Origin of the sequence: Nocardioides sp. zg-DK7169 (assembly GCF_013155365.1) — a bacterium.
Taxonomy (GTDB): Bacteria; Actinomycetota; Actinomycetes; order Propionibacteriales; family Nocardioidaceae; genus Nocardioides.
Window position 1 is genome coordinate 26,107 of the sequence record NZ_JABJRA010000008.1, and the last position, 18,997, is coordinate 45,103.

Genomic DNA, 18,997 nt, shown 5'->3' on the forward strand with positions numbered 1-18,997 from the left:
CGACGACGCCGGGGGCTCAGTCCGTGGCTGTGGCGCCGGCGCGCGCCTCGCGGCGACAGCCGACCAGCACGCCGACGACGAGGCCGTCCTCGATGAGCGAGCCGATAGTCTCCTCCTGCTCGGCGGCCCGGGCCCACCGCGGGTCCTCGCCGTGGACCCGCTCGACCTCCGCCTCGACCGCGTCCGCGGCCCGTTGCCAGTCCTCGGGTGTGCCGGGCACGTCGGCCAGGGGCACCTCGTCGAGGACGCTCAGCGCGCAGGCCTCGAGGTCCGCGACCAGCTCGGCCCGGCTCGGGAACCAGTTCCCCTCCGGCTGGTCGGGAAGCTCCTCGACGGTGCGCGTGTAGACCAGCAGGCCGACCGCTCCCCCGTCGCGCACGACGCGCGCCAGCTCGCGCAGGTAGCTGCGCTTGTCCTCCAGGGTGCACAGCACGCCCAGCGACCACGCGGAGTCGAAGGTGCCGGCGCCGAACGGCAGTCGTGCCCCGTCGGCCGCCACCACCGGGCTCCCGAACAGCCGCCGGGCCGCTCGGCAGGCGCCCACCATCGGCTCCGCGAGCACCGGCCGAGCACCGCGGGTGCGGGCGAGGTACGCCGCGGGCCCACCGACCCCCGCGCCGGAATCGAGCAGGTGGGTGCCGGCGCTGACCCCCATCGCCTCGGCCAGCCAGTCCAGGGCACCGGGGCTGCCGCTGCCGCGGCAGGCGGCGGGCAGGGCGTGGTCGGGGCCCAACACGGCGACCGCGTCCGCGGTCCATGCCGCCACCGTGTCGAACTCGTCGACCATCGGGTCGCGCTCGCTCATCGTCCCTCCCGGATCCGGTCGCCGATCTCTGCCTTCACACGCGCCCCGGCGAGCTCGCCCGCACCGGAGCCGAGGCCGGACAGGTTCACCCCGACGACCCCCTCGATGGCCAGCAGCGCCCGGGCCTCGGCCACCGCCGCCTCGATCCCGGCCTCGCGCACGTCACGGGCCTCGAGCACCGCCTCGACCCGGGCGTCCTCGAGGTGCAGCCCCGGGAAGCGCTGCAGGACGCGGGCCGAGCGCTCGTCGGTGTAGACGGCGACAGCGGCGATCGCCGGGATGCCCACCCCCAGCGCCCGGGCGGCCGTGACGAAGTCGGCCACCTCACCCGGAGTGGCGACGTGGTTGAGGACCGCGAGGTGCGCCCCGGCACGTTGCTTCTGCAGCAGCCGGGCCGGGCGCAGCGCACGGGGTACGGCGGCCGGCGCCTCGGGCACCGCAACGGCGTGGCCGCACTCGCGCGCCCGCGCAGCCAGTCGGGTGCCGTCGAGGTCGAAGACCTGGGTGACCCCGGGGCGCACCCCGGGCGCACGCACGTCCCCGGTCACGCACAGCACGCCGTCGGCGCCGGCCAGGGCGAGCCCGGCGAGCTCCTGCTCCAGCACCACCCGGTTGCGGTCCCGGCAGGTGAGGGTCATCCAGGGCGTCCCTCCCGCCTGCGCGACCAGCATGGCCATGAGCGCCGGCGGGAAGTCAGGACGGTTCTGGTGCTCGCCCACCAGCACCGCGTCGCACGAGCCGCGCAACACGTCGACGACAGCGGCCAGGCCCGCGGCGTCGTACGCCCGAGTGGTGAGGTCGCTCAGCACGACGGGGCCGGAACGGGCCGCGTCGAGCAGCCGGCTGGACGGGCCGGTGGGGAGCGGTGCGGTCGGCTCGGTCCAGCGCACCACCTCGGCCCGGGGCTGCGCGAAGGGGCACGGTCGCTGGTCGAGCTCGCAGGAGGCGTCGTCGCGGACGCCGCCGCACGGCCCGTAGGTCATCCGCTTCGGGCACCCCTGCTCATCGGACACGGAGCCTCGGTGTCCCCGTGGTCGCTGTCGCATGCCTGGCCGAGCCGTGCTCGACCGTGCTCGGACATGCAGAACCCCCTCGTCGGGCCAGTTTCCCCAGGTCAACGATCCGACCGGGGTACTTCTGCATGTCCGACGACGTCCCACCGCCCCGTCCTGGACCCGGCCTCAGGCCCTCGGCGTGGAGCGCCCGGCCATGCTGGGAGGACGGCGACACCTCGAGCCCAGTTGGACCCGGCCGCCGAGAGGACCAGCGAGGAGAGCCCCATGATCCTGAACGAGACATATGCCCTGTCGAACGGCGTGCAGATCCCCAAGCTGGGACTGGGCACGTGGTTCATCGACGACGGCGACACCGCCCAGGCGGTGCGCGACGCCGTCGAGATCGGCTACCGCAACATCGACACGGCCCAGGCGTACGGCAACGAGCGCGGCGTCGGTGAGGGCGTGCGCACCTGCGGCCTCGACCGCGACGACCTCTTCGTGTCGACCAAGCTGGCCGCCGAGATCAAGGACCACGACGGCGCCCTCGCGGCGATCGACGGCTCCCTGTCCGCCCTCGGGCTCGACCACATCGACCTGATGCTGATCCACAGTCCGCAGCCGTGGGCCGACTTCCGCGGCGGCGACTACGCCGAGGGCAACCGCGAGGCGTGGCGAGCACTGGAGGAGGCACACCAGGCGGGCAAGGTGCGCGCCATCGGCGTCTCGAACTTCCTGGAGCACGACCTCGACAACATCCTCGGCTCCTGCACCGTCGCCCCGCAGGTCAACCAGCTGCTCGTCCACGCGGGGAACACCCCAGGCGACCTGCTGGCCTACTGCGCCGACGAGAACGTCCTCGTGGAGGCCTACTCGCCCATCGCGCACGGAGCGCTCCTGCAGCACCCGGAGATCGCCGAGATCGCAGGGCGGTACGACGTCAGCGTCCCGCAGCTGTGCATCCGCTACACGCTCCAGCTGGGCACGGTGTCGCTGCCCAAGACGGCCAACCCCGAGCACATGCGCAGCAACGCCGAGGTGGACTTCACCATCTCCGCCCTCGACATGGCGACGCTGCGCGGCATGCAGGCGCTCGACTACGGCGAGCACAGGGCGTTCCCCGTCTACAGCGGGAAGTAGGCCCTCCGACGGCGTCGTGCACGCCGCCGCGCGTTTCCCCAGGCGTGGCTCGAGCGCCCCGAAATGTCGTCGACTGGCCTGCACCGCAGGTCTGGTGCCGGCGGTGCTGGGTGGCCGTTCGGTCCCCCCTCGACCTCGGCCACGCCACCCGGCTCTTCAGCCCGAGCCAGCGGGAGGAAGGACCGACCTGGCGAACGGCCTGCTCCTCTGCTCCCGCCATCGTCCTGGCCCAGGTAGCGCGCTCGCGGCCGGCGTCAGCGCTTCGTGCCTCGCACCGGCTCGGCGACGACCACCTTGTACTTCGTGTAGTGGAAGCGCCCGTTGGGGTAGACGACCCGGTCGGTGCAGCTGATCAGCACGAGCCGGTGGGCGCCGGTGGTCCCGAAGTACCGAGCGGGGAGCTTCCGGGTCCGCTGGTACGTCGCGGTGCTGGTCACCCGGTAGCGGTGCGTCGTCCCGCCGCTCCTCACCGTGACCGGCTGGCCGCGCTGGGCGCGGCGCAGGCCCCACATGGCGCCCGGCCGGTCGCTGCGGTCCGAGACGTGCCCGGCGATGACCGAGGTGCCGATCGTGTCGCCGTACCCCGCAGACTTGCGCAGCCAGCTGGTGACGTCGACGTCGCCGGGCAGCCTCATCTCCCCGCGGGCGATCGTGGTGGGGATGACGGTGGCGTCCAGGCCGAAGCCCGGTCCCCGCACCACCGTCGGCGCCCGCCGCTCGGCGCCGAGGCCCGGAAGGACGCCGGAGAACCCGCCGTTGACCGCCGGGACGGGGTACGACGGCTTCGCGACCGTCGTCGTCTCGGAGGCCAGTCCGCAGCGGCTGGTCGCGGCGGCGTTGGCAGCCGTGGCCCGCGTGGACACCCGCCAGGTGTAGACGCCGGGCTCGTTGATCCGCACCGACGCGGTGCGGCTCCAGCCGGCGCTCGCGCGCCACCGGACCGTGCGCACCAGCTTGCCCGGCCCGCAGGTCGCGGCCGCCCGCGACGTGAACGGCCCGTAGAGGCGGGCGGTCGCCGGCACGGAGGTGCCGCGCGCGAGCCGGGTCACGCGGACCCGGTCGTGGAAGGCCTCCCCGGGCGTGACCCGCTGGTCGGAGGTCCGGGTCGCGATCTCCGGCTCGGCGGGCGGGTTGATCGTGACCACCGCGCTGTCCGGGCCGGAGGAGGTGGGCTCGCCGAGGGGGTCGGTGCCGGAGGCCCGCGCAGTGTTGCGCAGCCGACGTGCGGACAGGTCGGCCGCGCGGACGACGTACACGCTCGTGCAGGTGACGCTCGCCCCGGGAGCGAGGTTTGCCGCGCCCGGCGGGCAGGTCGGCGTCGGCAGGTTGCCGGAGCCGGTGAAGCGGCCCTCCACGACCGCGACGGCGCTGAGGGTGACGTCTCCGGTGTTGGTGATGCGGAACCGGTAGGTCACCCGCTGCCCGGCTGCGGAGACGGTACGGGGCCGCGCGGTCTTCACGATCGTGAGCGCGGGGTCCTCCGAGCCGTTGATGGTGGCGGAGTCGGAGTTGTTGGTCAGGTCGGGGTCGTAGGGAAATCCGTCGGACCGGTCGGAGTCCGCGGTGTTGGTGAGCGCACCGGTCTGCGCGACGCGGGCCACGATCTGCAGCTCGGCCTGGGGCTCGGTCGCCGGCAGGTCGGCCGGGTCGAGGTCGCCGATGGTCCACACCCCTGTGTCCGGGTCGTAGTCCCCCACCGTCGCGGTGCTGCTGACGTAGGTGAGGCCTGCGGGCAGGAGGTCGTCCACGGTGACCGCCTCGGCCGTGTCCGGACCGAGGTTGCGGACGCCGACGGTGAAGGTGACGGTCTCGCCGACGAGGGCCGTGGGGTCGTCGACGGTCTTCTCGACGGCGATGTCCGCGGCCGGGACGAACAGCTCGGCGTTGGCGGTGTTGTTGCTCGGGTCCGGGTCCTCGACCCGGGACTCCTGGATCGCGACGAGGTTGCGGTAGTTCCCCAAGGCGTTGGGCCCGATGAGCACGGACACCTCCAGCGTCGCGGTCGCCCCCGCCTCGAGCCGCGGGATGGTCCAGACGCGGTTCTCCTCGTCGAAGGTCCCGTTGTCGGTGGTGTGCCCCGTGATGTTGGCCTGGATGAGCGCGGGGTCCTCGGTGACGGTGTCGTCGGTGGCGTTGGGGCCGTTGTTGGTGATCGTGATCGTGTAGACGACCGTGTCCCCCGGCTGGGCCACCGGCTGGTCGACGGTCTTGGTGATCGCGAGGTCGGCCAGCTCCACGAACGTCGCGGTGGCCGAGGCGGAGTTGTTGGTCTCGTCGACGTCGCGCTGGTCGAGGGTGCTGAGGCCGACGGTGTTGCTGCGCTGCCCGACGACGGTGCCGGTGGCCCGGATCGTGAGGGTCGCGCTCGCCCCGACGGCCAGCGAGTCGATGCTCCACGAGCCGGTCTCGGGGTCGAAGGTGCCGTCGCCCGTGGACGAGACGTAGGTCAGTCCCTCCTCCAGGACGTCGTCGAAGACGATGTTGGTGGCCGCCGTCGGGGGTGCCCCGGCGACGGCGTTGTTGGTCGCGGTGACCGTGAACACCACGTCCTGGTCCAGCGGGACGGCCGAGACGTCCTCGTCACCATCGGGACGGGCGACGTCCTTGGTGACGGCGACGTCGACCGCGGGCCCCAGGGTGGTGACCGTGGCCGAGGACTCGTTGTCGGCCGGGGTGGGATCGTCCAACAGGGGCGCCGCCACCGTGACGACGTTGACCTTGGTCCCCTCGGTGTCGACCCGCGCGGTGATGGCCAGCGTGGCGCTCGCCCCGGAGGCCAGCGTGCCGACCTCCCAGCGCCCGCCAGGGAGGTCGACGGTGCCCTGCGAGGGGGTGCTGTCGAGGATCGTGATCCCCTCCGGGCCGGTGTCGGTGACGAAGACGTCGCGCACGGTGTCGGGTCCCCGGTTGAGGACGGTGACCGTGTAGGTGACGGTGTCGCCGACGACGGTCTCCTCGTCGGAGACACCCTTCACGATGGCGAGGTCGGCGATGGGGGTGCGCACGTCGACGCTCGCTGACGCGGAGTCGTTGGCGCTGTTGATGTCGACCGGTGACACGCTGGCGATGCTGACGGCGTTGGTGAAGGTGCCCGGGGCGGTGGTGCCGAGGACGAAGTCGTACGACGCGGATGCCCCGACGGCGAGGGCGCCGATCGTCCAGATGCCGCTGGCCGGGTCGTAGGTGCCGGTGCCGCCGGAGTCCCCGGGCCGGTAGGTCAGCCCCGGGGGCAGCTCCTCGGTCACGGTGATGCCGGTGCCGGGACGCGGCCCGAGGTTGGTGACGGTGACCCGGAACGTGACCGGCTCCCCCGCCGCGACCAGCGCGGACCCGATGACCTCCTTGGTCACCGCCAGGTCGAGGGACGCGGGGTTCAAGGTCACGGTGGCGCTGTTGTTGTCGGCGTTCGTGTCCAGCTGGTCCAGGCTGGTCAGGCTCGCGGTGTTGGAGACCACCCCGTTGGTGTCGACCCGAGCGGTGATCGTGAGGGTCACGGCATTGTCGACGGCCAGGTTCGGGATCGACCAGGCGCCGGTGCCGGCGGCGTACGTCGACGGCTGAGGGCCGGCGGTGCTCGAGCTCAGCAGCGTCAGGCGCCCCTCGGGCAGCAGGTCGGTGATGACGACGTCGGTGGCGAGCGCCGGGCCGTTGTTGGTCGCGGTGACGGTGAAGGTGACCGTGTCGCCGACCGCCGGCTCGGGGTCGTCGATGGTCTTGGTGACCGCGATGTCGGTGTTGACCCCGATGCTGGCCTGGGCCTCGGGCGACTCGACGTCCTGACCCGCGGGTGTCTCCCCCGTCGCGACGGCGGTGTTGACGATGCTCCCCGACGGGTCGGCCTGCCTGGTGTCGACGGTGTAGGTGCCTGTGCACGTGGTCGAGGCCCCGGGCGCGAGCACGTTGGCCTCGCACACGAGCGCCCCGGAGGAGACGCGGTCGTCGGTGACGGCGATGTTGGTGACGGTGGATCCGCCGGTGTTCGTCACGGTGTAGAGGTACTCGACCTCCTGCCCCGCCTCGTACGGTCCCGGTGTCTGCACCTCCTTGTCCAGGTCGAGGCTCGAGACGAGCGGCACGGTGACCGTCGCCTCGGGGGAGGTGACCGGGTCCCCCGCCGGATTCTGTGCGGTGGCCGTCGCGACGTTGACGACCTCCCCGGCCTCGACGTCGGCGGCGGTGACGGTGTAGGTGCCGCGGCAGACGGTGGTCGACCCCGCCGCTGGCGCCGGGACCAAGGTGGTGTTGTCGCAGGTGATCGGGCCGGTGATGGTGTCGTCGGTGATCGACAGCGTCGACAGGGTCTCCTGCCCGGCGTTGGTGACGGTGTACTGGTAGGGGATCACTGTCCCCGCGGTGATGACCGCCGGCAGCGTCCCGGCGCTGCGGTCGACCTGCTTCTCCAGCTGCAGCTGCGCGAGCGGGTTGACCGACCGGACGAGCGCGTTGCGGATCAGGTGGACGTCGGTCTGGCCTCCAGTGGAGCCGGAGAGCCCGAACTTGTAGGTGCTCGGCAGGTCGGCCGGCGCCGGGATGTCGAGCTCGGTGACCCACGGGCTGGCGGGGTTGCTGGGGTCGTAGCGGACCTGGACGACGACCCGCGGGTCGGGCGCCGGGGTGACCGTGATGTTCACCTGGCGCCAGGACGCTGCGAGGGTGCGGGCGCGCAGGGTCCCGTTGCCGCCGTTGAGCGTCGTGCCGGGATCGTCGGGGTCGGCCGGGTTCTCCGGGGTGGTCGAGGCCAGGTAGCAGTACCCGGTGTCGCCGTCCCCGGGTCCGCGCACGGTGATCACGTTCGGCGCCACGGCGCCCTCTGCGGTCGAGGGCGAGCGATCACCCTCGGGGCAGCCGCGGCCCCGCCCCTCGCCGTCGTCGTAGTAGTTGCCGTACGCGTCCAGCCCGACGCCGAGCACGCCGCCGGTGACGCCGGGCTCCGTGACGTCGTCGATGATGCGCTGGGCGTAGCCCAGGCTGCCGCCCGGCGCACCGGTCTCGGTCAGGTCGGTGGAGCCGTCGACGAGGAAGAAGCCGATGCCGTCGGCGCCGGTGCCGCCGTACTGGAACTGGTCGAAGGTGATGGTCACCCCGGCGGTGGCCGGGATCGGGCTGTTGTAGAGCACGCTGCCGGCTCGCTGGGTGGTCGTGTCGGTGAGCTGCAGGTAGCCGGGGGTCACGCCGAGGCCCGGCACGGGGCCGGACCGGTGGGTCACGCAGGTCGGGATCTGGGCGGATCCTGCCGGAGGCCGGGCACTCGCCCCGGTCAGGCAGGTGTCGCCCTGGACCGTCCACGCCGGGTCCGCCACCGAGGTGCCGGTGAAGGTCTCCGACACGATCGTGGTGCCGCCCGTCGGCGGGTCCGCGGACGCCGGCGCCCGGGCGGCGTCGGTGACGGTCGAGAGCGTGGCCGCCGCCATCGCGCACGCCGCGGTCATGGCGGTCAGTCGTCGGATCCTCACCACAGTTGCCCTACTCCCGAGTCGGCCCCCGCACGTCCTCCCACTGTGACCTGCGCCAGAGATCTCCACAACCCGTGCGGCTCGAGCGTCGGCGCGCAGGCGCCGACCGACCCGGCGGCGCCACCGGGTCCGGGTGCAGGGCGAATCGGCCGCGACGGTCATCGACGGGGGTCGATCGTCGCCTACCCGACCCAGGTCCCCCGAGAGCGACCCGTGCCCGACCTGCTCACCGCTGCGCACCCCGCCGACGACCAGCACGCACCGCCCGCCCGCGCCCACCCGGATGGCGCCAACGAGAACCTCGGCGCGAGCTGCTCAGCTGCACACGGTGGGCCGTGGCCACTACACCGAGGACGACGTGAAGGCCTCCGCGCGGATCCTCACCGGCTGGCGGCTTCGCCCCGATCCTCGCGCTCCTCGCCGGCCACCCCGCCGCGCGCACGCTGTCCTCGGCGCGCGACCTCGCCGAGCTGCTGGACGCCGTCACCCAGGCGACGGGTCGGGCCCGGCGGGGCCGGGACGCCTCAGGCGGCCGGCCCGTCCACGGCGTCGGTCGCCGGGTCGACGAAGAAGTTGTCGCGGAACAGGCCCGTGGGGTCGTAGCGGCGCTTGAGCTCGCGCAGCCGGGCGAGGTGGGCCGGCGGGAAGGCCCGCTCGAGCCACCGCGGCCCGGTGCCGGTCTCGAAGCTGAGGTAGCTGCCGGACAGGTGCGGGACCAGTCGCTCCCAGGCCGCGTCGAACCTCGGGCCGGCGCCGAAGCCGGAGAGCGAGAACGCCGCGCTGCGCCCGGCGTACGCCGTGGCCGTGCTCGGGACGTCGGCGACCGCGCCGCCGACCGCGCGGATCGAGAAGAAGTACGACGTGCCCGCGTCGAGCAGGTCCGCGACCTCCGCTGCGAGCGCAGGCGAGAGGTGGTCGGCCAGGCCCGAGTGGGAGTGCGGCTCGCCGCGGCCGCGCTGCGGGTCGTCGCTGCTGAACAGCCCCATCACCTGGTCGTACGTCGTGAGCACGACCTGCTGCTGCAGCAGCGGCGCGATCTCGGCGATCGGCTGGAGGCGCGCGATGACGGTGTCGGGGTCCGCGGAGTCGACGACCAGCATCGCCTGGGCGACCCGCGCGCCGTCGCGCCGCGCGCCGAGGATCACCTGCCCGGTGACGCTGCGGTCCGCCGCCTCCAGCTCCCGGCCCCACCGCTCCAGGAAGCCGGCCGTGTCGCTGGCGTCGAAGGCGAGCTGGGCGAACGCGATGGTGCCGACCCGGGCGGCGGTGAGCTCGAAGGAGGTGACGACGCCGAAGTTTGCCCCTGCGCCCCGCACGCCCCAGAACAGGTCGCGCTCCTGCTCGGCGCCGGCGCGCACGACCCGACCGTCGGCCAGCACCATCTCGACCGCTGTCAGGTGGTCGATGGTGAGCCCCTGGCTGCGGGCGAACCAGCCGACGCCGCCGGCGGTCGCGAGCCCGCCGACGCCCACCCCGCCGTAGTCGCCGCTGCTGATCGCGAGCCCGTGCGGTGCCAGCACGCGCGCCACGTCGACCCATCGGGCACCGGGTCCGAGCCGGACCCGGCCCGTGCCGGAGTCGAGGACCTCGATGGTGTCGAGCGCACTGACGTCGATGACCAGTCCGCCGTGGTTCAGCGAGCGACCGGAGATGCCGTGCCCGGCACTGAGCACGCCGAGCGGCAGCTCGCGGTGCTCGCGGGCGACGGCGACGGCGCTCTGCACCTCGGCGACGCTGCGCGGCCGGATCACCAGGCCGGGGGCACCGCCGCGCAGGTAGCTGGAGGTGTAGCGCGCGTACGCCGGGTCGCCCGGCTCGACCGCACGCTCGGCCAGCTCGGGCGGCAGGTCGTCGTACCCGATGCCGGGGAGCCGGCGGGCCAAGGCCGAGGCGCGCCGGACCCGGACGCGCTCGCGCACCCCGGAGCTCGCGCGGGCCTCGGCGACGCGCTCGCGCACCTCGCCGGTCAGGGCGGCGAAGCGGCGCAGCCCGCCCTCGTCGTCACCCATCGCGATGAACGTGCTGACGCCGTCCTCGACGGCGAGGCGCACCAGCTCGTCGGCGCCGGTCTCGGGACTGATGTTGAGCAGCCGCACGATCTCGGCGGGGTCGCGACCGGCGTCGCGGGCGGCCTCGTCGATCACCCCCATGCCGCGGGCGAGGTCGCCGGGCTGGAGGTAGGGCATCGACGGCAGCCAGCCGTCGCCCGCGCGGCCGATCAGGCGCAGCATCCGCGGCTTGAGCGCCCCGAGCCAGATCGGCACGTCGTGGGCGGGCGCCGGACCGCGTTTGGCACCGCGGACCCGGTGGTGGGAGCCGTCCACCGCGAGGACCGAGCGGTCTGCGGTGTCCCAGACGCCGCGGATGATGCGCAGCGCCTCGGCCAGCGCGTCGACCGACTCACCGGGGGTCAGCCGGGTCCCGCCGTACGCCTCGATCGCGTCCCAGAACCCCCCGGCACCCAGTCCCAGCGCGACCCGGCCCCCGGAGAGCAGGTCGAGGCTGGCGACCGACTTGGCGAGCACGGCGGGCTGGCGCAGCGGCAGGTTCAGCACGTTGCCGCTGAGCCGGATCCGCTCGGTGCGCGCCGCGGCGTACGACATCAGCGTCCAGGTGTCGAGGAACGACGGCTGGTAGGGGTGGTCCTGGAACGTCGCCAGGTCGAGGCCCAGCTCCTCACTGAGGACCGCGAGCTCGACCGGCCGCTGGGGCGACGCGGCGGTCGGCGTGATGAAGGATCCGAAACGCAGGGGGTGACCGTAGTCGGGCATGCGCCCAGCATCCGCCGCCGGACGACCTGGATCAACCAGGGGTAAGTGAGTTACCCTGAGTAAGTGACCACGAGCCCGATCCCGCAGCGCCAGGACCGAATCGACGATGCCACCTGCCGGGAGGCCACGGCGGGCCTGGAGTTCGTCGGCCGCCGCTGGACCGGCGCGATCATGCTCGCCCTCGGCCGCGGCGCGTCGCGGTTCGGGGAGATCGAGGCGGCGGTCGACGGGCTCTCGGCGCGCCTGCTCACCGCCCGACTGCGCGAGCTGGAGGCACACGACCTGGTCGAGCGCGAGGTGATCGCGACGACGCCGGTCTCCGTGCGCTACCGACTCACTCCGCGCGGCCGCGACCTGCTGGCGGCGATGCAGCCGTTGGTGGCCTACCACCTGCGGTGGGGCGAGTGACCCGCGCGTGTCGTTCCGTCCCGCGCCGCGCGGGAGAGCAACAGGTCATGCAGACCGGCAACGCGGCGGACCCGGACCGAACTGGCAGGGATCCCGACGTAGACAGCCACCCTCGGCGGTGGACCGCCCGCCGGGCGCGGGCGACTAGTCGTGTCCGACGTTCCACCACGTGTCGACGACGCGGCCGTTCTTGAACCTGATGATCGACCACGCCCAGAACCGCATCTGGTGGAAGGTCCGGCTCGTGGTCCCGTCGTAGGTGAAGGGCCACACTCCCCGGTTGCCGACGATGGCCCGCACCTGCCGCAGCGTCATCCCGTCCTTGATCCGCGTGAACTCGGCTCGGGAGATCGTGGATCTGCGCGTCTTCTGGTGGATGGTGAAACGGTCTCTGCGTGCGGTCCTGCTGCTGCCGCACTTCACCACGGCGAACGAGGCGTACGTGCCGACCTTCAGGCGCGGAAACCGCATCCCCGGGTAGCCGTCGAACCAGCCGAAACGAACCTTCCGTCCGGTCTTGACGTTCTTCATCGACCACCGCATGCGAGCGGGCTCGACGCCGTCGCCACAGCTGGCAGCGGGGTTCATGGCGCCCCCGCGTTGACCGATGGGGGCATCGAACGCCGATGGCGGGCCCAGCGTGGGTCGCGACTCGGCCTGTGCTGGACCACCCAGAGCAAGCACGCCGGCGAGCATGGCCAGCACGACGAGGAGCACGACCCGGCGACCGAACATCTGCGCCCTCCGTCCCTGCGACCCCTGTCGGGGCGTGGGTGGCGACCGTACGGAGTGCCGAGGGCGAGTGGCCCCCGCTGTGGGCGAATATCCCCCAGTTTCGGCCGCCCAGGTCGGATCCGGCGATCGCCGGCGCCTCGAGGGGTCTCACCACTCCTGGGCCCAGGAGTCAGGACGTCCAAGGGGTCCGGCCGCGGCCGGACATGCAGAACCCGACCTGTGGACCCGTTTGCGCAGGTCAACCCGGCACCGGACCTACTTCTGCATGTCCGACGACGGATGCTCCGCTCCCGGCTCAGCCGCCGTCGCGCCGCGCCGGGGAACCGGCCCGCGTGAGCCGGTCGGGGTCCGGCCCATCTCGGAGGATGTCGTTGCCGGCGCCGCCGCGCAGGACGTCGCGACCGGGCCCACCGTAGAGACGGTCACGGCCGGGACCGCCACGGAGGACGTCGTTGCCGGCTTCGCCGCGGAGAACGTCGCGACCGGGCCCACCGTGGAGGTGGTCATGGCCGCGCCCGCCGCGAAGGACGTCGTTTCCGCCACCGCCGCGGAGGACGTCGTCTCCGGCGCCGCCGAACAAGCGGTCGGCGCCGGCGTCCCCGCGCAGGTCGCCGCGGAGGACGTCGCGACCGGGCCCACCGTAGAGGCGGTCATCGCCGGCTCCCCCTCGAAGGACGTCGTTCCCCTCACCGCCGTAGATGGTGTCGTTGCCGCCTCGGCCGCAGATCACGTCGTCGCCAGGCGTGCCGCGCAGGACGTCGTCCCCGGGTGTGCCCACGATCGTGCACCGGGTCGGGGGCTGGGCCTTGGCGACGGTGAGCGTCACCGTGGCCGTGCTGGTCCGGCCGGCGGGGTCATGCGCGGTGTAGGTGAAGGAGTCGCGCCCGGAGTAGCCCGCGGCGGGCGTGTAGGTGAACGCCCCACTGGCGGCCAAGGTCACGGTCCCGTGGACCGCGTCGCGGGCGAGGGTCGCGGTGAGGACGTCGCCGTCGGGATCGGAGTCGTTGCCGAGCACGCCGGGCGCCGGGGCCCGGAGCACCTGGTCCTGGGTCAGCGCGTAGTCGTCGTCCCGGGCGGTCGGCGCGACGTTGTCGATCCAGATCGCCGTGCGGGTCAACGGGTCGGCCGCGGTGCTGGTGTTGCCCGCCGCGTCGGTCGCGACACCCGCGGGCAGCTCGACGGTGACGGGACCATCGCTCGTCGGGGTGACGGTGACCGTGTAGGTATCGCCAGATCCGTCCAGGTCGGCAGCGGAGCCGTTGACGACCTCGAAGTCACCGGCCCCGAGCCCGGTGACGGCCTCGGAGAACGTCGCGGTCACCGTGAACGGACCGTTCACCGGCCCGGCCGGCGCAGACAGGTCCACGCTGGGCCGAGTCAGGTCCGCGGTCCGGGTGATGCGGTCGGCCGCGGTGCTGGTGTTGCCCGCGGCGTCGGTCGCGACAGCCGCGGGCAGCTCGACGGTGACGGGACCGTCACCGGTCGGGGTGACGGTGACCGTGTAGGTCGTGCCCGACCCGGACAGGCCGCCGGCGGTGCCGTTGTCCACGGCGAAGTCGGACGCCGCAAGACCGGTGACCGCCTCGGAGAACGTCGCGGTCACCGTGAACGGACCGTTCGAGGAAGGCGTCAAGATCCTCGAAGCCCTCTTGACGCGCCTTCCCACGTCGCTGGCGGCCACAGTCAGCCCACCAGACGGCAGGTTCGCGGAGCTGCGGGTCTCTCGCCTGATCGAGGGAGCCGCGCTTGACGCCTACGTCCGCCGCATGGCGAAACTCGGGACACGAGCGCAGATCTCCGAAGCGATAGGCGCCGCGAAGGAACTGATCGAGGCGTGCAACCGTGCCACATGCGAGTTGCTCCAAGTCAGCTACTCCGACAGCGACTTTCCCAAGCTCGGCAAGACAGTTCGCAAGCGGCTTGCAGAGTTGGAGCGAGGCTCGGGCACTGCAACGAGGGCGATTGACCAGCTCTTCGCAGGCATGGCCACGATCGAACTAGCACTTGCCACTCTTCGCAACGAAGTCGGGACGGGTCATGGTCGGTCCGCCTTGCCCAAAGGGCTGCGCCCTCGACATGGCCAATTGGCCATCGATACCGCGGACACTCACGCTAGATACCTTGTTTCGACGCTTAGCGACCTCAACCTTATCTAGGCCGGCCTACGACCCCTGGCACCATCAGCCAGATCCGAGCGTGTGGCCGGTCCCCAAACTCTGGTTCACGTCTTGCGTCAGCGTCATACCGGCTCCCCTTTGTTGTCAACCGGTGGTCTGGGGTGTCCTCGAGTGAGGGGTCTTCCGGGCGGGCTGATGCGGTTGTAGCGTCGGTTTCGCGGGTCCGGGAAGTGGCTGATCCGAAGTGTCGATGTGCGGGGGCAGGTCGACCGCGCTGGATTCATGAGTCGCCCCGCAGTGCCCTCCCGGGCCCGTGCCAACGGTCTCGGCTGCGCTGGTGGACGCGGCTCGGTCGGCGTCGGCGAGCATCTGGCGGTAGATCGCATCCGAGATCCTGCGCTTGAGGCAGCGCAGTGCTTCGAGCTTGGTCTTGCCGGCGGCGAGCTTGCGCCGGTAGTAGGCGCGTCCTTCGGTGTCGAGTCGGATCTGGCTGACCGCGGCGATGTGGATCATGTGGTTCATTCGGCGGTTCCCGGCTCGTGAGAGCCGGTGCCGGTTCTGCTCGCCCGAGGAGGCATCCAGGGGCGCGGTGCCGGTCCAGGACGCGAACCGGTTGCGGTCGGCGAACCGGGCGATGTCGCCGACGTCGGCCAGGGTCCGGGCGGCGACGACGGGTCCGACACCGTGCAGGTTCATCAGTCGGGAGCCGCGGGCTTTGACCAGGATCTTGAGCTCGGCGGTGGCCTTCTTCATCTTCGCCTCGACCGCGACCAGGTCGGCGAGCTCCTCGGCAGCGATTCGTCGGCGGGTCTTCCCGGCGATGTCGCGAGGGCGCACGGTGGCGAGGATTGCCTTGGCCTGCAGGGCGGTGAGGTCCTTCTTCGCCTGTCCGGGCACCAACTCGGCGAGGAGGCGTTGGAGCCGGTTCACGGTCTGGACCCGGAGTCGGGTGAGCTCCTCGCGGCGGTCGCAGAGCATCCGTAGAGCTTCGAGCTCACCGTCGGCACGCAGGACTCGCAGGCTGGTGGTGCGGACCGCGACGATCGCGATCGAGTGGGCGTCGCGGGCGTCGGTCTTGCGGTTGTGGCCGGTATCGAAGAGCCGGACCCGGGCGGCGAGCTTGGCCGGCACGTCCACGACATGTTCGCCGTCCTCGAGGAGTCGTTGAGCCAGGGGGCGACCGGCCCCGTTGGCTCCCTCGACGGCCCAGACCCGCTCGGGCCAGTTCTTCGTATAGGTCCGCATCGCGGCGTAGCCGGCCTGGTCGGTGCGGAACCGGCCGGTGCCGAGAAGCTTCTCGTGTCGGTCGACGACCTCGATCGTGGCCGAGAGCTTGTGGGGATCGACCCCGATGAACACCTTCGTCATTACCTGCTCCTGCTCATCCTCGTACCGGTAGGGACGGCGAGGTGGGCAGTGCTACTACGAGCTGGGCAGTCCCCTTTCGAGCCACGCCTCGTCACGGTGTCCGACGGATTGCAGACCGGAAGAGAGCCACACCAACACTCGGTGGGCAGCCGCGAGGAGAGCCCTCCGCCGGACACCTGGACCGAGTCTGGCCAGACACCGATCCTGCAAGGAAGTCTCTAGTAGCCGCTTGTGGGCGTCTAACCGCCGCGATCCGGGCGCGGAGCAACCGAGTCTCGGTTGGCTGGGACCTCGGCATCCCTTCGAAGAACTGACGCGAACAGCTTCTGCACGAGCGGTACGTCGACCAGCGACGCCGCCACCGCTCTCAGCAATGCGGAACCAGTGTGGCGTTCGCCCCGTCGCCGCCGGGCTTGGATCCGGGCACACCTGCAACGTCCAGAACTGCCGATGCACGAAAGCAACCCCTGGCGCCGTTGCGGTGACAGCCACACCGCGAGACCGCACGGACGCCTCCCCTACGGCATACTGACGTCGGATCGGACAACGGTCGAACTACACGGGTGTTGTACCCATGTTTTTCCCGACTGTAGTTCTGATCCCCCGCCTCCGTAGCTCAGCTGGATAGAGCAGCGGCCTTCTAATCCGCCGGTCGCAGGTTCGAATCCTGCCGGGGGCGCCATCCGCAACTACGTGACAGGCGTGGGGCGCGCCCTGCGCTGTCCCACGTCGGGCTCGTGCAACCCGGCAGGTACCCCGTTCTTCACGGGTCATTGCGGGTGAAGAAGCCCACCGGGTCTCGTGTGGTGCGCGCGCCTAGCATGCGAGGCATGACACGACGACTCGCTGCCACGACTGCCACGCTCGCTGCGCTGCTCGCCATGTCCGCGTGCGGCACCGAACCGGAATCCAACTCCGAGTCCGGCCCCGGCTATGCCACCAACGCGCCCGAGACCGGGGTCGCCGAGGAGGCGCCCGCCTGCACGCAGGTCTGGGAGGAGGGCGCGACGCTGCCCGACGACTACGAGGGGTGCGAGGACGAGAGCGGGGCGTACGCCGCCGCCGTCTGGGCGACCTGTGACGACCCGGCGATGGAGTTCACCAGCTACGAGGACGAGCTCTTCGCGAAGCGCGGCGACACGATCACCGGCGACCCGGCTGCCATCAAGAAGCTGCGGGCGGACTGCCAGGCATAACGCCGAGGTCGCCGAGGTCGACCAGCGACAGGGTCGCAGGACCCTGCCGCGGTCCGCGACGGTCAGCAGAATGAAGCGATGGACGTCGCCGTGTTCCTCATCGCCCTGGCCCTGGGCGTGCTCGGCGGCGTCATCGTCGCGCGGCGCCTCGGCGCCCCGGCGCCGCTGCTGCTGGTCGTCGTGGGTGTCGCCGCGTCGTTCCTGCCGTTCGTGCCGCAGGTGCACCTCGAGCCCGAGGTCGTGCTGCTGGGGCTCCTGCCGCCGCTGCTGTACGCCGCTGCACTGTCCTCCTCGCTGGTCGACCTCACCACCTTCCGCCGGCCGATCGTGCTGCAGTCCGTCGGGCTGGTCATCTTCACCGCGGCCGGGGTGGGCTGGGTGGTGCATGCGCTCGTCCCGGGGATCTCCTGGCCGGTCGCGCTCGCCCTCGGCGCCGTGGTGGCGCCGCCTGACGCCGTGGCCGCGACCGCGATCGGCCGCCACATCGGCCTGCCGCGCAAGATCGTCACCGTCCTCGAGGGCGAGTCGCTGTTCAACGACGCGACCGCGCTGGTGCTGCTGCGCACGACCATCGCCACGATCGGGGCGGCCACGCTCCACCCGTGGGCGGTCGGTCTCGACTTCGTCGTCGCGGCCGCGGGCGGCGTCGCGGTGGGTCTGGCGGCGTACTGGGTCACGGCGTGGCTTCGGCGCCGGATCACCGAGCCGGTGGTCGACGTGGCGCTGTCGCTGGTGGTGCCGTTCGCGAGCTACGTCCTCGCCGAGGAGATCCACGCCTCCGGGGTGGTCGCGGTCGTCGTGGCCGGCCTGCTGCTCGGCCACCGCTCGCCGATCCTGCAGACCGCCCAGTCACGGATCGCGGAGCGGGTCAACTGGCGCACCATCGCCTTCGTCCTCGAGAACGCGGTCTTCCTGCTGATCGGGCTCCAGGCCGAGTGGCTGGTGCAGGACCTCGCCGACAGCGGCGTCGGCGCCGGCCGGATCGTTGCGGTGTGCCTGGCGACGCTCGCCGCGGTCATCGTGCTGCGGCTGGTCTGGGTCCTCGGCTCGCGCTGGGTGCTCTTCCCCCACGTCCACGCCCACGACGACCACCCCAGCCACCAGGCGCCGCCCTGGTCGTTCATGTTCCTGCTCGGATGGGCCGGCATGCGCGGGGTCGTCACCCTCGCGGCGGCGTTCGTCATCCCCGCCGACACCCCGCACCGCGAGGTGCTGGTGATGGCGGCGTTCACGGTCGTCGCGGGGACCCTGCTCGTGCAGGGCCTCTCGCTGCCGTGGTTCGCCCGCCGGCTCCGTGTCCCCTCCCCCGACCCCCTCGACGACGCGCTCGCCCGCGCGACCCTGCTCCAGCAGGCGTCGAAGGCGGCCGTCGACGAGCTCGAGACGCTGGAGTACGACGATCCCGCCGGCGTCGTCGACCTGATCCGCCAGGGCCTCGACCAGCGCAACTTCGCGGCCTGGGAGCGGCTTGGCACCCAGGCCGGCCAGGAGTCGCCGGCCGCGCTCTACTACCGGATCCGCACCCACCTGCTCGACGTCGAGCGCCGTCGGATCCTCGAGATCCGCGGCGCCGGCCAGGTCCCGGCCGACGTGGTCGCCGACGTGCTCGCGATGCTCGACCTCGAGGAGTCGATGCTCGACAACGCCGAGCAGGAGCGCGACGAGACGGCCGTGTACGCCGCGCGGCGCTGGCAGATCGGCGAGCTCTGCGACGACCTGACCGGTCGCCCGGCCGTCGCCGAGCCGCCGGCGACGGCGTGCCCGAGCTGCGTCGCCGAGGGCACCCGCTGGGTCTCGCTGCGCCGCTGCCTGGAGTGCGGGTACGTCGGATGCTGCGACTCCTCGCCGCGCCGGCACGCCACCGAGCACTTCCACGACACCCAGCACCCGGTGATCCAGTCGGCCGAGCCCGCCGAGGACTGGCGGTGGTGCTACGTGCACCACCTGACCGCGTGAGTGCCTCGGCCCGCGCGCTGTGCCGCACCGGGGCCGCCAGGGTGGTTGACTTC

At 72.3% G+C, this 18,997-nt stretch carries 13 protein-coding genes and 1 tRNA gene; 7 read left to right on the forward strand and 7 right to left on the reverse strand.

Going from position 1 to position 18,997, the window contains the following annotated elements; translation table 11 throughout:
* Nucleotides 1-16: 16 nt before the first annotated feature.
* Both HOQ23_RS13695 and HOQ23_RS21275 read right to left on the reverse strand, forming a co-directional pair.
* The gene (locus HOQ23_RS13695) at nt 17-805 is read right to left on the reverse strand and encodes a class I SAM-dependent methyltransferase (protein WP_216654224.1); all 789 of its coding nucleotides are present in this window, start codon (nt 803-805) and stop codon (nt 17-19) included.
* Nucleotides 802-1,818 (reverse strand): methylenetetrahydrofolate reductase C-terminal domain-containing protein, encoded by a 1,017-nt coding sequence (locus tag HOQ23_RS21275; protein ID WP_216654225.1) that lies wholly within the window; start codon nt 1,816-1,818, stop codon nt 802-804. The genes HOQ23_RS13695 and HOQ23_RS21275 overlap by 4 nt, the downstream gene beginning before the upstream one ends.
* 267 nt (nt 1,819-2,085) lie before the next feature.
* Here HOQ23_RS21275 and HOQ23_RS13705 point away from each other — a divergent pair, with 267 nt between their 5' ends.
* Entirely contained in the window at nt 2,086-2,940 is an 855-nt protein-coding gene (locus HOQ23_RS13705; protein ID WP_172215176.1) for an aldo/keto reductase, read from the forward strand.
* Between the two features lie 254 nt (nt 2,941-3,194).
* On the opposite strand, the gene HOQ23_RS13710 is transcribed toward HOQ23_RS13705, so the two are convergent.
* The gene (locus tag HOQ23_RS13710) at nt 3,195-8,393 is read right to left on the reverse strand and encodes a sortase (protein WP_172215177.1); all 5,199 of its coding nucleotides are present in this window, start codon (nt 8,391-8,393) and stop codon (nt 3,195-3,197) included.
* A gap of 283 nt (nt 8,394-8,676) precedes the next feature.
* Here HOQ23_RS13710 and HOQ23_RS21605 point away from each other — a divergent pair, with 283 nt between their 5' ends.
* Nucleotides 8,677-9,006 carry a DUF1800 family protein gene (locus HOQ23_RS21605; protein ID WP_367650495.1) on the forward strand — a complete coding sequence of 110 codons (330 nt, stop codon included), beginning with the start codon at nt 8,677-8,679 and terminating at the stop codon, nt 9,004-9,006.
* Here HOQ23_RS21605 and HOQ23_RS13720 read toward each other — a convergent pair.
* Nucleotides 8,918-11,164, reverse strand: a complete 2,247-nt coding sequence (locus HOQ23_RS13720) for an LLM class flavin-dependent oxidoreductase (RefSeq protein ID WP_172215179.1) — start codon at nt 11,162-11,164, stop codon at nt 8,918-8,920. The genes HOQ23_RS21605 and HOQ23_RS13720 overlap by 89 nt on opposite strands.
* Nucleotides 11,165-11,227: 63 nt before the next feature.
* Between HOQ23_RS13720 and HOQ23_RS13725 the strand changes: the two genes are divergently transcribed.
* A complete protein-coding gene (locus HOQ23_RS13725; protein WP_216654226.1) occupies nt 11,228-11,572 on the forward strand; it encodes a helix-turn-helix domain-containing protein in 345 nt (114 codons plus the stop codon).
* Between the two features lie 144 nt (nt 11,573-11,716).
* On the opposite strand, the gene HOQ23_RS13730 is transcribed toward HOQ23_RS13725, so the two are convergent.
* Both HOQ23_RS13730 and HOQ23_RS13735 read right to left on the reverse strand, forming a co-directional pair.
* A complete protein-coding gene (locus tag HOQ23_RS13730; protein WP_172215180.1) occupies nt 11,717-12,307 on the reverse strand; it encodes a hypothetical protein in 591 nt (196 codons plus the stop codon).
* A gap of 295 nt (nt 12,308-12,602) precedes the next feature.
* Entirely contained in the window at nt 12,603-13,910 is a 1,308-nt protein-coding gene (locus HOQ23_RS13735) for an Ig-like domain-containing protein (protein WP_172215181.1), read from the reverse strand.
* Here HOQ23_RS13735 and HOQ23_RS13740 point away from each other — a divergent pair.
* A complete protein-coding gene (locus HOQ23_RS13740; protein ID WP_172215182.1) occupies nt 13,882-14,463 on the forward strand; it encodes an abortive infection family protein in 582 nt (193 codons plus the stop codon). The genes HOQ23_RS13735 and HOQ23_RS13740 overlap by 29 nt on opposite strands.
* Before the next feature lie 105 nt (nt 14,464-14,568).
* Here the strand turns inward: HOQ23_RS13740 and HOQ23_RS13745 are convergent, their stop codons facing one another.
* Complete coding sequence (locus HOQ23_RS13745) at nt 14,569-15,783, reverse strand: IS110 family transposase (RefSeq protein ID WP_216654227.1); 1,215 nt, start codon at nt 15,781-15,783, stop codon at nt 14,569-14,571.
* A gap of 614 nt (nt 15,784-16,397) precedes the next feature.
* On the opposite strand from HOQ23_RS13745, the gene HOQ23_RS13750 reads away from it, so the two are divergent.
* From HOQ23_RS13750 to HOQ23_RS13760, 3 genes are all read left to right on the forward strand, one after another.
* Nucleotides 16,398-16,474, forward strand: a tRNA-Arg gene (locus HOQ23_RS13750).
* Nucleotides 16,475-16,622: 148 nt separating this feature from the next.
* A complete protein-coding gene (locus HOQ23_RS13755; RefSeq protein ID WP_172215184.1) occupies nt 16,623-16,988 on the forward strand; it encodes a hypothetical protein in 366 nt (121 codons plus the stop codon).
* 78 nt (nt 16,989-17,066) lie between these two features.
* The gene (locus tag HOQ23_RS13760) at nt 17,067-18,944 is read left to right on the forward strand and encodes a Na+/H+ antiporter (protein WP_172215185.1); all 1,878 of its coding nucleotides are present in this window, start codon (nt 17,067-17,069) and stop codon (nt 18,942-18,944) included.
* Nucleotides 18,945-18,997: the final 53 nt, after the last annotated feature.

Coding starts and splice junctions, on each gene's coding strand:
- HOQ23_RS13760 (WP_172215185.1), top strand. CDS start 17,067: ATGGACGTCGCCGTGTTCCTCATCGCCCTGGCCCTGGGCGTGCTCGGC.
- HOQ23_RS13730 (WP_172215180.1), bottom strand. CDS start 12,307: ATGTTCGGTCGCCGGGTCGTGCTCCTCGTCGTGCTGGCCATGCTCGCC.
- HOQ23_RS13720 (WP_172215179.1), bottom strand. CDS start 11,164: ATGCCCGACTACGGTCACCCCCTGCGTTTCGGATCCTTCATCACGCCG.
- HOQ23_RS21605 (WP_367650495.1), top strand. CDS start 8,677: ATGGCGCCAACGAGAACCTCGGCGCGAGCTGCTCAGCTGCACACGGTG.
- HOQ23_RS13695 (WP_216654224.1), bottom strand. CDS start 805: ATGAGCGAGCGCGACCCGATGGTCGACGAGTTCGACACGGTGGCGGCA.
- HOQ23_RS13705 (WP_172215176.1), top strand. CDS start 2,086: ATGATCCTGAACGAGACATATGCCCTGTCGAACGGCGTGCAGATCCCC.
- HOQ23_RS13755 (WP_172215184.1), top strand. CDS start 16,623: ATGACACGACGACTCGCTGCCACGACTGCCACGCTCGCTGCGCTGCTC.